Annotated in this window: 12 protein-coding genes; 5 read left to right on the forward strand and 7 right to left on the reverse strand. The window is 73.4% G+C overall.

Going from position 1 to position 11851, the window contains the following annotated elements; translation table 11 throughout:
- Positions 1–314: 314 nt before the first annotated feature.
- On the reverse strand, positions 315–1655 hold the full coding sequence (locus AB0912_RS17945) for a GAF domain-containing SpoIIE family protein phosphatase (RefSeq protein WP_366700670.1): 1341 nt from the start codon (positions 1653–1655) through the stop codon (positions 315–317).
- Between the two features lie 263 nt (positions 1656–1918).
- Here AB0912_RS17945 and AB0912_RS17950 point away from each other — a divergent pair, with 263 nt between their 5' ends.
- From AB0912_RS17950 to AB0912_RS17960, 3 genes are read left to right on the forward strand one after another with little or no spacing between them, the layout of a single operon-like run.
- Positions 1919–2608 carry a TetR/AcrR family transcriptional regulator gene (locus AB0912_RS17950; RefSeq protein ID WP_366700672.1) on the forward strand — a complete coding sequence of 230 codons (690 nt, stop codon included), beginning with the start codon at positions 1919–1921 and terminating at the stop codon, positions 2606–2608.
- Positions 2605–3972, forward strand: coding sequence for an MFS transporter (locus AB0912_RS17955; protein WP_366700674.1), 1368 nt, complete (start codon positions 2605–2607; stop codon positions 3970–3972). Before AB0912_RS17950 ends, AB0912_RS17955 begins: the two co-directional genes overlap by 4 nt.
- Positions 3969–5471: an aspartate aminotransferase family protein gene (locus tag AB0912_RS17960; RefSeq protein WP_366700676.1), complete on the forward strand. Its 1503-nt coding sequence runs from the start codon at positions 3969–3971 to the stop codon at positions 5469–5471. The genes AB0912_RS17955 and AB0912_RS17960 overlap by 4 nt, the downstream gene beginning before the upstream one ends.
- A gap of 80 nt (positions 5472–5551) precedes the next feature.
- On the opposite strand, the gene AB0912_RS17965 is transcribed toward AB0912_RS17960, so the two are convergent.
- The 3 genes from AB0912_RS17965 to AB0912_RS17975 all read right to left on the reverse strand — a co-directional run bounded on the left by AB0912_RS17965 (position 5552) and on the right by AB0912_RS17975 (position 6469).
- Entirely contained in the window at positions 5552–5725 is a 174-nt protein-coding gene (locus tag AB0912_RS17965; protein WP_366700678.1) for a hypothetical protein, read from the reverse strand.
- Between the two features lie 32 nt (positions 5726–5757).
- Positions 5758–6114 (reverse strand): PRC-barrel domain-containing protein, encoded by a 357-nt coding sequence (locus tag AB0912_RS17970; RefSeq protein WP_366700680.1) that lies wholly within the window; start codon positions 6112–6114, stop codon positions 5758–5760.
- A 97-nt stretch (positions 6115–6211) separates the two neighbouring features.
- Entirely contained in the window at positions 6212–6469 is a 258-nt protein-coding gene (locus AB0912_RS17975; protein WP_366700682.1) for a hypothetical protein, read from the reverse strand.
- A 270-nt stretch (positions 6470–6739) separates the two neighbouring features.
- Between AB0912_RS17975 and AB0912_RS17980 the strand changes: the two genes are divergently transcribed.
- Positions 6740–7444, forward strand: a complete 705-nt coding sequence (locus AB0912_RS17980) for a YoaK family protein (protein ID WP_366700684.1) — start codon at positions 6740–6742, stop codon at positions 7442–7444.
- A gap of 307 nt (positions 7445–7751) precedes the next feature.
- Positions 7752–8066 carry a WhiB family transcriptional regulator gene (locus AB0912_RS17985; protein ID WP_366700686.1) on the forward strand — a complete coding sequence of 105 codons (315 nt, stop codon included), beginning with the start codon at positions 7752–7754 and terminating at the stop codon, positions 8064–8066.
- A gap of 88 nt (positions 8067–8154) precedes the next feature.
- Here the strand turns inward: AB0912_RS17985 and AB0912_RS17990 are convergent, their stop codons facing one another.
- The 3 genes from AB0912_RS17990 to AB0912_RS18000 form a co-directional block, all read right to left on the reverse strand.
- Positions 8155–9195 (reverse strand): LLM class flavin-dependent oxidoreductase, encoded by a 1041-nt coding sequence (locus AB0912_RS17990; RefSeq protein ID WP_366700688.1) that lies wholly within the window; start codon positions 9193–9195, stop codon positions 8155–8157.
- A gap of 99 nt (positions 9196–9294) precedes the next feature.
- Positions 9295–10119, reverse strand: coding sequence for a DUF1684 domain-containing protein (locus AB0912_RS17995; RefSeq protein WP_366700690.1), 825 nt, complete (start codon positions 10117–10119; stop codon positions 9295–9297).
- Complete coding sequence (locus AB0912_RS18000) at positions 10116–11801, reverse strand: ABC transporter ATP-binding protein (protein ID WP_366700812.1); 1686 nt, start codon at positions 11799–11801, stop codon at positions 10116–10118. The genes AB0912_RS17995 and AB0912_RS18000 overlap by 4 nt, the downstream gene beginning before the upstream one ends.
- Positions 11802–11851 lie beyond the last annotated feature (50 nt).

An 11851-nucleotide genomic window follows, 5' to 3' on the forward strand; every position in this document is an offset into this window, starting at 1 on the left:
ACGCCCAGCCGGAGCTTCAGCTCGGAGCGGTTGAGTCCGACCGCCTCGACACGGATGCGCGCCCAGCCCTCCTGTCTTCCGTTCCGGCGGGAGCGGCAGCGTGGTGAGCCGCAGGTCGTCCACGGGACCGGGCGGAGAGCCGGACCCCGCGCATCGTGGTCGGCGAGGACGTCGTGGGCGTGGCCTTCTTCCGGGAGACAGGACGGGAGACACGCGGGCGACGCGAACCCACGCGGCCCACGCGAGCCCGTGCGGCCGGCGTGACCCCGTGCCGCCGAAGCGGCCCCACAGCGGCCACCGACTACGGTGCCCGGTCAGCCCCGCTCGGGCACGCGCAGCACCAGCAGCGCGGTGTCGTCGCTGGCCCAGTTCCCGCTGTGCTCGGCGAGCAGGGAGCCGAGCCGGGTGATGGTGCCCTGGGCGTCGAGACCGTGGCAGTCGGCCAGCGCGGCGGCGAGGGCGTCCTCTCCGAACATCGGCCGCTCGCGCGGTGCGGCGGTGCGGCGGGCCCGGGCGTCGGTGGCGCCGTCGGTGTAGAGCAACAGCGCGTCACCGGGGCCCAGGCGGAAGCGCACGTCGGTGAGGGCGACGGTCGGCAGGACCCCGAGCAGGCTGCCTTGGCGGCCGACCTGCTGGACGCGTCCGTCCGCCCGGCGGATCAGGGCCGGGGGATGCCCGGCGGTGCAGATCCGGCCCGACAGACCGCCCGGCGTGAGACGGAAGGTGGCGTAGACGGCCGTCAGGAAGCGCTCGCCCTTGCGCTGCTCGATGAGCGCCGAGTTCAGATGCTCGAAGACGGTCGCCGGCGACAGATGCCGGCTGGCCTCGGCGCGCAGGGTGTAGCGGGCGAGGGCGGTGACCTTCGCGGCCTCGACGCCCTTGCCGCACACGTCGCCCATCACCGTGCACCACCAGGGCCCCTTCGCGTGGAAGAGGTCGAAGAAGTCGCCGATCACGGTCGTGCCGCCCGCGGCGGGCAGATACGACGCGGCCGCCTCCAGTCCGGGCACCTGCTGGAGGGCCGGCGGAAGCAGGCTGTCCTGGAGGCTGCGGGCGAGGGTGTTGGACCGCTCCAGCGCCTCCTGGGCGGTGACCAGGGCGTCCTGAACGGTCGTCAGGGAGGTGCGCAGGTTGATCTCGTTGCTCACCGCGCGGGCCATCGTCGCCAGCGAGCCGAGTTCCGAGGGGAGCCAGACGTGCGGATTGTCGTCGATCACGCACATACTGCCCAGCACCTGGCCGCCCGGCCCGAGTATGGGGTAGCCCGCCCAGGCGCCGATCTTCATCGGGACGACCGACGGATGGTCCCGGGTGCGGGGGTCCGCGGCGGCGTCCTCGACCACGAACGGTTCGCCCGCCAGGCCGACGAGGAAGTAGCAGAAGCTGTCCCGCACCGCGCTCTGCCGTTCGTCCATGCGCTGGGCGGGCACGCCGACGCAGGACTTCCAGTACGAGCGGTGCTCGTCGACCAGCGTGACGAAGGCGCGGCCACAGCCGGTCACCGCCGCGGCGAGCCGGGCGAGATCCTCGTACGCCTCCTCGGGACCGGTGCCCAGCAGCCCGGTCGCCTCCACGGCGGCGAGCCTGACCGGGTCGGACAACGCCGCGGGCAGACCGTCGGGGCGTAGCCCGGCGGCGAATTCGACGTTCTGCATCCGGCGTTCCCCTGTCCCCCGACGCCCGGTGTCCCACGGGCGCGATGACGGCGATCCGACCGCCGGGCGCCAAGACATTTGACGCGCGGCAACAGTATCGCTCCGCGCGCACCGCGGACGGCCCGCCCTCCGAAGAAGCGGAAGCTGTGGCCGACCCGAGATCTGCCCCGGCCCCGACGACCGTCCATCGGCGGCGGCAGCCGGCCGAACTCGCCTCCATCAATCGATTGATGGAGGCGCCGGCACCGCGTAGTCTCCCCGCCATGCCCGAGTCGCCACCCGCCTCCCCGGCCGCCGCGCCCGCGCCCCCCGACGCTCGCCGTGGCGCCTCCCCGGCCGCCGACGCCAGCCGCGAACGCATCATCGCCGCCGCCACCGCCCTCTTCGCCGACCACGGATACGACGGCACCTCCACCCGGCGGATCGCCGCCGAGGCCGGGCTGAACATGGCCACCGTCGCCTACCACGTCGGCGGCAAACCGGACCTGTACCGCGAGGTCATGCTGCGCGCCCACCTCGCCGAACAACGCGTGCTGGCCGACGCGCTCGGGACCTTCCGGACCCTGGCGCCCACCGATCCGGCCGCCGCCGTCACCGGACTCCTCGACCGCTACCTCGACTTCTGTCTCGACCAGCCGCACATCCCCGCCCTGTGGATGCGCCGCTGGCTCGCGGACGCCGCCGAGTTCGAGGACCTGGAAGGCTCCTACGCCCGCCCCCTCATCGAGTCGGTCCGCGACACCGTGGCCGGGGCGCTCGCCGCGCTGCCGGACGGCGCCGCCGCACCCGCCGACATCGAGATGACTGTCTGGACCGTGCTCTGGACCACCCACGGCTTCTGCCGCTCCGTCGTCCGCGCCGAGGTGCCCCGCTTCCGCGCCCACCTGCGCGGCCTCGTCCTGCGCGACCTCGGTCTCGGCACCCCGGCGGCGAACGCCCGGGAGCGCGGATGACGGCCACCACGCTCCCGGGGACCACCGCCGGCGAGCTGACCCGCCGTCGCCTCTTCGTCTACGGACTCGGCTCGGTCGGCACCGGCCTGTTCGCTACCGTCCCCGGCCTCCTGCTCCTCTACTTCATGACCGACGCGCTCGGCGTTCCCGCCGGAGTCGCCGGCCTGGTCGTCACCCTGCCCAAGGCGTGGGACGCCCTCTTCAACCCCCTGGTCGGCGCCGCCAGCGACCGGGAGGCCGTCCGCACCGGCCGTCGCACCCGGCTGCTCGTCGCCGGCGCGCTGGCCCTGCCCGCGGCGTTCGCGGCGATGTTCCTGGCGCCCCTGACCGGCGCCGGCGCGGCGGTCTGGGTGGCCGTCACCTTCGTCCTGGCCGCCAGCGCCTTCGCCCTCTTCCAGGTCCCCTACGTAGCCCTGCCCACCGAGATGTCCACCGTCCCGGCCGTCCGCACCCGCGTCATGGTCTGGCGGATCGTCTTCCTGACGCTGGGCATCCTGATAGCCGGCGGCGCCGCCCCCGCCCTGGTCGGCGCCGCCGGAGACGGCCGCACGGGATACGCCGTGATGGCGCTGACCCTCGGCCTGGTCATCGCGGCCGTCCTCCTCATACCGGCCCTCGGGACACGCTGGGTGCGCTCCCGCCCCGGACCCGAACCCCTCGGCCTGGTCACGGCGTTCCGCACCGCGCGCGGCAACCGCGCCTTCTTCGCCCTGCTGGCCTCGTTCGTCCTCCAGGCCGCCGCCGTCGCGATCATGCTCGCCGCCGCACCGTACGTCGCCACCTACCGGCTCGGCGGCTACGGCCTCACCTCGGTGCTCTTCGTCTGCCTGGTCGCGCCGAGCGCGATCGCCGTCCCGCTGTGGGCCAGGGCCGCCGGACGCTGGGGCCGCCTGCGCTGCCTCACGGCCGCGACCTGCGGCTACGCCCTGGGCGCCGCGGCCCTGCTCCCCGCCGCCGGGAGCGGAAGCGGAACCGCCGCAGTCGCCACGACCCTCGCCCTGTGCGCCCTGCTCGGCATCTGCTACGCCGCCCTCCAGGTCCTTCCGCTCGCCCTGCTGCCCGACACCGTGCACGCCGACAGCGCGAGGACCGGCCAGATCCAGTCGGGCGCCTTCACCGGCCTGTGGACGGCCGGTGAGACCTTCGGCCTCGCCGCCGGACCCGGCGCGTACTCGATCGCCCTGGCCGCCACCGGCTTCGTCTCCTCGACCCTGGACCACCCGGTCGCCCAGACCGCCACCGCGCGGACCGGCATCCTGCTCGGCTTCAGCCTGGTCCCGGCCCTGCTCATGCTGCTCTCCCTGCCGGCCCTGCGCGCCTACGGCCGCCGCCGCGCCCCGCGAGAAACGGAAACCACCCGATGACGACTCCTCAGCAGGCCACCGCCACCGCCCGGCCGGCCCACCCCGGCCTGCCCGAGAAGGGCCGCTCCGGCGAGGACCTGCTCGCCGAACTCGGCGCCCTCACCGCCGCCGACCTGCCCACCCGCGGCGGCCACACCACCGCCTACGTCTACGACAGCGGCCGGCCCGAGGTCCGCGACACCGCCGAACAGGCCTACGTCACGATGATGGAGGTCAACGGCCTCGACCCGACGGCGTTCCCGAGCATCGTCGCCCTGGAACGCCAGGTGGTCGGGGCGACGGCATCCCGGCTCGGCGGCGACGACACCACACCGGGGATCTTCACCAGCGGCGGCACCGAGTCGATCATGCTCGCGGTGAAGGCCGCCCGCGACGCCCGCCCCGACATCCTCGCCCCCGAGATCGTCGTCCCCGTCACCGCCCACGCCGCCTTCCACAAGGCGGGCAACTATCTGCGGGTCACCGTCCGCAGCGCACCGGTCGACCCGTCGACCTACCGCGCCGACCCCGCCGCGACCGCCGCCCTGTGCGACGAGAACACCGTCCTCGTCGTCGCCTCCGCCCCCTCCTACGCGCACGGCGTCATCGACCCGGTCCCCGAGATCGCCGCGGCCGCCGCCGCCCGCGGCATCCCCTGCCACGTCGACGCCTGTGTCGGCGGCTGGCTGCTGCCCTGGCTCGCCGACGCCGGCGCCCCGATACCGGCCTTCGACCTGTCCGTCCCCGGCGTCACCTCGCTCTCCTGCGACCTGCACAAGTTCGGCTACGCGCCCAAGGGCGCCTCCGTGCTGCTGTTCCGCGACGAGGCGATGCGCCTGGGCGCCTACTACGCCTGCGCCACCTGGCCCGGGTACACGGTCGTCAACTCCACCATCCAGAGCAGCAAGGGGGCCGGACCGCTCGCCGGAGCCTGGGCCACGCTGCGGGCGCTCGGCGCCGACGGCTACCGCGAACTCGGCCGCGCCGCCCTGGCCGCGACCCGCCGGCTGATCGCCGGAGTCGAGGCCATCGACGGCCTCACCGTCCTCGGCACCCCGGAGGCCACCCTCGTCGCGATCGGCGCCGACCCCGCCGCCGGCCTCCCGCTCGACCTGTTCGCGCTGGCCGACGAGACCCGGGCCCGGGGCTACTTCCTCCAGCCCCAACTCAGTCTCGGCGACCTCCCCGCCAACCTCCATCTGACCCTCACCGGCGTCAGCGAGCAGGGCGTCGACGGTCTGCTCGCCGTCCTGCGCGAGTGCGTGGACGCCGTCCGTCCGCTCGGTCCGCCGACTCCGCCCGCGGACATCGTCGGCCTGCTCCGGCAGGTGGACCTGACCGAGCTGGACAACGCCTCCTTCGCCGCGCTGCTGCCCGCCGCCGGCGTCGACCTCACCGGTGAGGACGCGGCGCGCATGGCGCCGGTCAACCGGCTCCTGGACGCCCTGGACCCCGCCGCCCGCGAGGTCATCGTCACCCGCTTCCTGTCCGCGCTGTACAGCCCGTACCTGGGCGGCTGAAGACGACTTCGGCCGCGCCGACGGATGTCGGTCGCGGCCAAGGCACGGGCGAAAGTACGGCGAGTGCTACGAGATGGCGGTCAGCGGGCGATCCGCTGCTTGCGACCGCCGCGGCGGAACCGCAGGGCCCCGTAGGCGAGCGCGGCGAGAAGCACGACGCATCCGATGACCAGCAGGTAGAAGAGGCCGTGCACGGCCACTCCGATGATGCCCAGGATGACGGCCGCGAGGATCAGGAAAAGGAACAGGCTCATCGGTTCTCCATGCTGCTTGCTGCTTGGTCGGATCAGCGACGGGCGAGGCGGCGCTCGCCCTTGATGCCCGGTGCGTAGTCGAGTTCGTAGTGCGCGAAGACCCCCGGCTCGTCCTCGGCGGGCAGTACGCCGTCCGTGTCGATGGAGGGCGCCTTCTTCACCAGGTTCTTGTCGTGAACGACCTTCAGATATCCGGGGCCGACGGTCGCGCCGTCGAGCGGTACGAACACCAGACGCCGACGCGTGGGCATGCCCACCGTCACCGTGGCGAACGACGGATCATCCGTCGCCGTGTCCACATAGACGGACTCCAGCGTGCCGATCTTGTGCCCACCCGAATCCACCACGTCGTGGCCACGCCACTCGCGGATGTCACCTGCCTCGAACATGTGAACCTCCATAGTCGGAGTACCCCCGATCGTAGGCCTGATGCCCTTGCGTCGCCTCTGTAGTCCTGCCGGGAAGAAGCGCCTGACGTGCTGGGACTCAGGACGCGATGACGGCCGCGATGCCGTAGTCCAGCTCCGAGCCGTCGACCAGGACGCCTTCGATCGCGCGCGTCTGGGGGTCGATGTCGGCGACGACGCCCTCGCCCGCGTACCGCGGATAGCCGGTCTCACCCGTCTCGCCGGTCGCCTCGACGACCGCCGCGCGCACCGCGGCCTCCTCGGGGGCGGTACCGCCGCCGTCCGCCAGGTGTTCGGGGACCAGCAGAATCGTGAAGCGCTGCGGTTCGGTAGTCATGTGACGGTATTCAAGTACGTTTCCCGCCGGTCGTGGGAGAGGCGCACGGCGGGCCGCGCCCCGGAGTCCGGGGCGCCCCCGGCCGCACCCGCCGGCCGGGGTGCCGGCTCCGGACGGGGTGCGGCCGCCCGGCCGCGTGGACCGGGCGGTCCGCCGGGGGCGGCTATAGCGTGAGAGACCCGGCGGTTGTGCCGCACCGCCGCGCCGGACGACCACGGGCCCGCCACCGGGGGTCGTACGACGGGACGCGGCGCGGTGAACGGAGGAGCGATGCCTGCCGAACGCGGCCACACCTCCGCCCCCGCGCTCGACCGGACGGCGCAGTACCTGCTCACCGCCGCCGCGGGCTGTGTCAACGCGGTGGGGTTCCTGGTCCTCGGCGGTGTGTTCACCAGCGTCATGACGGCCAACCTGGCGCTGCTGGGACTCGGCCTCGGCGGCGGACACCCCGGGACGGCCCGGCTCGCCGCCCTGACGATCGTCGCCTACGTGACCGGGGTCGTCCTCGGCGGCAGAGCGGCGGCCGGAATCGGGCGGGAACCCCGGCGCACCGGCGGACTGCGCGCCGCCCTGGTGGCCGAGTGCGCCCTGCTCTGGGCGGTGTGGGTCTTCTGGGTGAGCGTGGGCGGTGAGCCCGGGGCGGCGCAACGGGCGACGCTGCTCGCGGCGAGTTCGCTGGCGATGGGCTGCCAGAACGGCGGCGTCCGGGTGGTGACCGGCGGCGCCGAGACGACCGCCTACATGACGGGGGCGCTCACCGGTCTGGTCGCCGAGGGCGTGCGGACCAGGCGGCTCGACCGGCACATCGCCCTGACGGTCGTCCTCATCCCCGTCGGCGCGGCCCTCGGCGGCTTCGCCGTCCGCTGGGCGCGTCTCGCCGCGCCCGCGCTCGCCGCCGTCCTGGTGACACTGGCGCTGCTGGCCGTGGTGCGCGCAGTCCCCCGGCGGAAACGCGGTCCCCGCCCCGGCGCCTGACGCCGGCCCCCGCGTCCCGGGCGAACGCGGGGACCGAACCGTTCGCCCGAGACTCGCCCGGGATCAGGTTCAACCGAATTCGGTTACCCGGGGAGACCAGGTCCGCCGGTCAACTGGCCATGTTTGATCCGCGATGCGCTTCTTTAGCGCTTTCGCGTGCCGGAGGCAAGCGCCGATCACCCGAAGGTGTGGTGACACCCTGCGGATAGGGTGACGATTCTCGAAAGGCGTAGTGTCATATGCCTGTTGCTCACGGCAAGGGAGCAACTCGCAGGCGCGGGGCCAGGGGAGAGGACGGCATCACGAGATGGCGAGCACCGACTGGAGCGACCGAGGGCTGTGCCGCAAGGCCGACCCTGACGAGCTGTTCGTCGAAGGCGCGGCACAGAACCGCGCCAAAGCTCTGTGCAGCGGCTGTCCCGTGCTCACCGAGTGCCTCTCCTACGCGCTCGACCAGCGCATCGAGCACGGCGTCTGGGGCGGCATGACCGAGCGTGAACGCCGCGCCCTGCTCCGCCGCCGCCCGACCGTCACCTCCTGGCGCCGCCTGCTGGAGACGGCCCGCGTGGAACACGAGCGGGCCGGGGGAGACGTCGGGGTGGCGGTGTCCAGGGCGAGTTGAGGGACGTAAGCCGGCCCTCGGGACCAACTCGCCCCGCCGGTAAGGCGTTTCGGGCGAGGTGGGACGCGTCACGTCCCCCTCCGCGCGGTCAGTGAACCGCCCCCTGGAGCTGGGCGGACGCGGGCCGCCAGCCCAGCTCGGGCGCGATCGCATGCCGCACGTCGTGCAGGATCTGCTCGTAGTCGTCCCGACCGAACTCGTACGGCAGCTCCAGGCGCAGTTCCGACACGGCGGAGACGGCCGGGTCCGCGGCGAGCTGTTCGAGGATCTGCTCCGCGGTACCGACCACGTCCGGAGCGAACAGCGTCCGCTTCGGACCCCGGGGCGCGAGCGTGCGCTCGTGCCGACTCGCCGCGTACGCCCGGTAGCGGGCCCGGGTGGCGGCGTCGGCGCTGTCGAGCGGCACGATCACCCGCCCCAGCGCCACCCGCGGCCGCCGCGTGCCCGAGCCGGCCCGCCGGTACGCGGAGAGCAGGTTCCGCTGGGCCACGGTGAAGTCGTCGGTCTCCTCACCGGTGACGATGTTGCCCAGCAGCAGGTTCAGACCGTGCTCGGCGGCCCAGCGGACCGAACGCAGACTGCCGCCTCCGTACCAGACACGGTCCACCAGGCCGGGACTGTACGGCTGGAGCCGGGGGCGCTGGGTGTTGCCCGGCGACTGGATCACCGTGTCCGGGCCGCCCAGGAGGTCGCCGCGCAGATTGTCGAGGACCCGGGCGATCCGGCCGTAGGACAGATCGAAGCCGCGCCAGTCACCGTCGTACACCAGATCGCCGAGGAGTTCGGCGTGCGGCATCCCGGTGCTGAACCCGGCCTGGAGCCGGCCACGGGACAGCACGTCGGCCAGCGCCAGGTCCTCGGCCAGCCGGAACGGGCTCTCGTAGCCGATGGGGATGACCGCCGTCCCCAGCTCGATCCGCTCGGTCCGCTGTCCGGCCGCCGCGAGGAAGACCGCCGCCGAGCCGACACCGTGTTCCAGATGGCGCTGCCTGATCCAGGCACCGTCGAACCCGAGCCGCTCGCCGTACTCGAAGAGCCGCAGCGTCTCCTCCAGACCGGTGTACGGGTCGTCGTCGGCGAAGTTGCCCGGCGTGAGGAAGGCGAGCGAGCTGATCGCTGGGGTGGGCATACGGGGGAGTCCTCCGTCGTGATCGTCACACCGGCGCCCGGTGTGTTCAGGCCGGGCTCAAGACCGTTCGTTCCGGCTCGTGTGCCGCTCAGGCCGGGCTCATGAACCGCCCCGCTCGAAGGGGATCTTCTCCCCGGCCTCGACCGCCAGGGGCAGCCGGTTCTCCGCCGGCGGCAGCGGGCAGGTGGCCAGGTCGGTGTAGGCGCAGGGCAGGTTCGCGGCCCGGTTGAAATCCAGGACGACGGTGCCGTCCGCGGCCGGCGGCTCCAGAGCGAGCGCCCGGTTGGCCGCGTAGGTGGTGACACCCGAGGTCGCGTCCGTGAACAGCACCAGCAGGCTGCCGGCGCCGTGGCCGGGGAACGCGGTGAGCGCCAGCTCCTGTCCGTCCAGCTCGAACCGGATCCTTCCCGGCGCGTCGTAGACGTGCTCAAGACCCTCGACCGCCGCCCCCACCGTCGTCGGACGCGGCGTGTCGAAGGGCTCGTAGCGGCCGGTCACGGCCCAGCGCGGATGCGGCGCGTAGGCGGGCGTTCCGGCGAACGCCGTCCGCAGCGGGGTGTCCGGGTGCCGGGGCCGGACGATGTCGTGGCCGCCGCGCTTGGCCACCTCGATCACCGCGTCGCCCCACACGGCGTTGACACTGCCGCGCTCCGGCAGCACCCCGAAGTGGTACTCGCCCCGCACGGCGGTGTCACCGACCACGAGTTCCTCGTCCGCGCCGAGGACCACGGTCACCCCGTCCGCGTCCGTCCGCCAGGCACCGGGCGCGTCGGGGAAGCGCTGCGGCTCCTCGCCCAGCCAGTGCAGATTCGTGATGGCGAGGAAGCCGTGGGGATCGGCGAGCCGCGCGTCCTGACCGCTGTGCCACTCCTGCCAGGCTTCGGTGAAGGCGTGGAGGTCCGCCCGGCTGTCCTGCACGGTCATGTGTGCTCCTTGATCAGATCGACGGAACCGCCGTCGGGCGAGGCCTGTCCGGCGGTGGAGAACGCGTGCCGGCCGCCGGGAATCGCGGCCAGCAACGCGCGGGTGTAGTCGTGGCGGGGGTCGGTGAACAGCGCCTGCGCGGTACCGGTCTCGACGATCCGGCCGGACCGCATCACCGCGACCTCGTGCGCGATCTGCCGGACGACGGCCAGATCGTGCGAGATGAACAGGTACGCCACGGAGGTGTCCGCCTGCAGTTCCGCGAGCAGGGCGAGCACTTGGGACTGCACGGACACGTCGAGCGCGGACACCGGCTCGTCGCACACCACCAGGTCGGGGGAGAGCGCGAGGGCGCGGGCGATCGCCACACGCTGCCGTTGCCCGCCGGACAGCTCCGCGGGACGCCGGTCCAGCATCGAGGCCGGGAGGGCCACCCTGTCGAGCAGTTGGCGCGCCGTGGCGAGCCGGGAGGCGCGGTCGCCCACCTTGAAGGCGCGCAGCGGCTCGATGATCACCTCGCCGACGGAGAACCGGGGGTCCAGGGAGGCGTACGGGTTCTGGTAGACGAGCTGGGCCCGCCTGCGGAGCTGCCGGGCCCGTGCTCCGCGCGCGCCGGTCACGTCCTCGCCGTCGAACAGGATCCGCCCCTCGGTCGGGTCGGTCAGCCGGAGCGCCAGCCGGGCCGTGGTGGACTTCCCCGAGCCGGACTCGCCGACCAGCGCCAGCGTGCGGCCGCGCCGGAGGGTGAGACTGACCCCGTCGACCGCGCGCAGCGTACGCGCGGCCTCGGCGGCGGCCGGAAGCCGGAACTCCTTCACGACATCCCGGAGTTCGAGCAGCGGTGGCTCCTCGGGGCCCGGCTGCGGGGCGGATTCGGCGACCGTGACGCGGGGGCGGTCGGTGTTCAGGCTGGGGGCGCCCGCCAACAGGTGCCTGGTGTAGGCGTGTTGCGGATCGCCGAGCACGTCGGCGCTGAGACCGGACTCGACCACGCGGCCCTGCGACATGACGACGATCCGCTGGGCGCGGTCGGCGGCGACCCCCAGATCGTGTGTCACCAGCAGCACCGCGGTGTCCGACTCCCGTGCCAGCTGCTCCAGATGGTCGAGGATCACGCGCTGCACGGTGACGTCGAGAGCGCTGGTCGGCTCGTCGGCGATGATCAGTTGGGGCTTGCCCGCTATCGCGATGGCGATCAGGGCGCGCTGCCGCATCCCGCCGGACAGTTCGTGCGGGTACTGCCGGGCGCGGGTCGCGGCGTCGGGCATCCCGGCCCGCTCCAGCACACCGATCGCCTCCGACGCGGCCGAACGCCGAGTCGCCAGACCGTGGATGCGCAGCACCTCGGCGACCTGTTCGCCGATGCGTTTGACGGGGTTCAAGGACACCGTCGGGTCCTGCGGCACCAGCCCGATGCTCGTACCGCGTACCGCCCGCAGCTCGCGCTCCGAGAGCGCCGCGAGGTTCTCGTGGCGGCCGAAGCGGATGGTGCCGGCGTCGATGCCGCCGTTCGCCGCGAGCAGCCGGGTGATCGCGTGCGCCGTCGTGCTCTTGCCCGAGCCCGACTCGCCGACGACCGCCGTCACCTGCCCCGGCCACACGTCGAGATCCACTCCGCGCACCGCCTGGACGGTGCCCGAGCGGGTACGGTACGACACCGACAGGCCCCGCACCTGGAGCAACGGGGCGCCGTCCGGCTCGGGTTCACCGGCCGGCCGCCCGTCGGGCGGTG

Origin of the sequence: Streptomyces sp. NPDC007084, from assembly GCF_040703595.1 — a bacterium.
In the GTDB taxonomy this organism is placed as follows: Bacteria; Actinomycetota; Actinomycetes; order Streptomycetales; family Streptomycetaceae; genus Streptomyces.

What these genes read in the sequence shown, in the direction of transcription:
- AB0912_RS17945 (WP_366700670.1), bottom strand. Translation starts at nt 1,655, where the DNA reads ATGCAGAACGTCGAATTCGCCGCCGGGCTACGCCCCGACGGTCTGCCC.
- AB0912_RS17950 (WP_366700672.1), top strand. Translation starts at nt 1,919, where the DNA reads ATGCCCGAGTCGCCACCCGCCTCCCCGGCCGCCGCGCCCGCGCCCCCC.
- AB0912_RS17955 (WP_366700674.1), top strand. Translation starts at nt 2,605, where the DNA reads ATGACGGCCACCACGCTCCCGGGGACCACCGCCGGCGAGCTGACCCGC.
- AB0912_RS17960 (WP_366700676.1), top strand. Translation starts at nt 3,969, where the DNA reads ATGACGACTCCTCAGCAGGCCACCGCCACCGCCCGGCCGGCCCACCCC.
- AB0912_RS17965 (WP_366700678.1), bottom strand. Translation starts at nt 5,725, where the DNA reads ATGAGCCTGTTCCTTTTCCTGATCCTCGCGGCCGTCATCCTGGGCATC.
- AB0912_RS17970 (WP_366700680.1), bottom strand. Translation starts at nt 6,114, where the DNA reads ATGTTCGAGGCAGGTGACATCCGCGAGTGGCGTGGCCACGACGTGGTG.
- AB0912_RS17975 (WP_366700682.1), bottom strand. Translation starts at nt 6,469, where the DNA reads ATGACTACCGAACCGCAGCGCTTCACGATTCTGCTGGTCCCCGAACAC.
- AB0912_RS17980 (WP_366700684.1), top strand. Translation starts at nt 6,740, where the DNA reads ATGCCTGCCGAACGCGGCCACACCTCCGCCCCCGCGCTCGACCGGACG.
- AB0912_RS17985 (WP_366700686.1), top strand. Translation starts at nt 7,752, where the DNA reads ATGGCGAGCACCGACTGGAGCGACCGAGGGCTGTGCCGCAAGGCCGAC.
- AB0912_RS17990 (WP_366700688.1), bottom strand. Translation starts at nt 9,195, where the DNA reads ATGCCCACCCCAGCGATCAGCTCGCTCGCCTTCCTCACGCCGGGCAAC.
- AB0912_RS17995 (WP_366700690.1), bottom strand. Translation starts at nt 10,119, where the DNA reads ATGACCGTGCAGGACAGCCGGGCGGACCTCCACGCCTTCACCGAAGCC.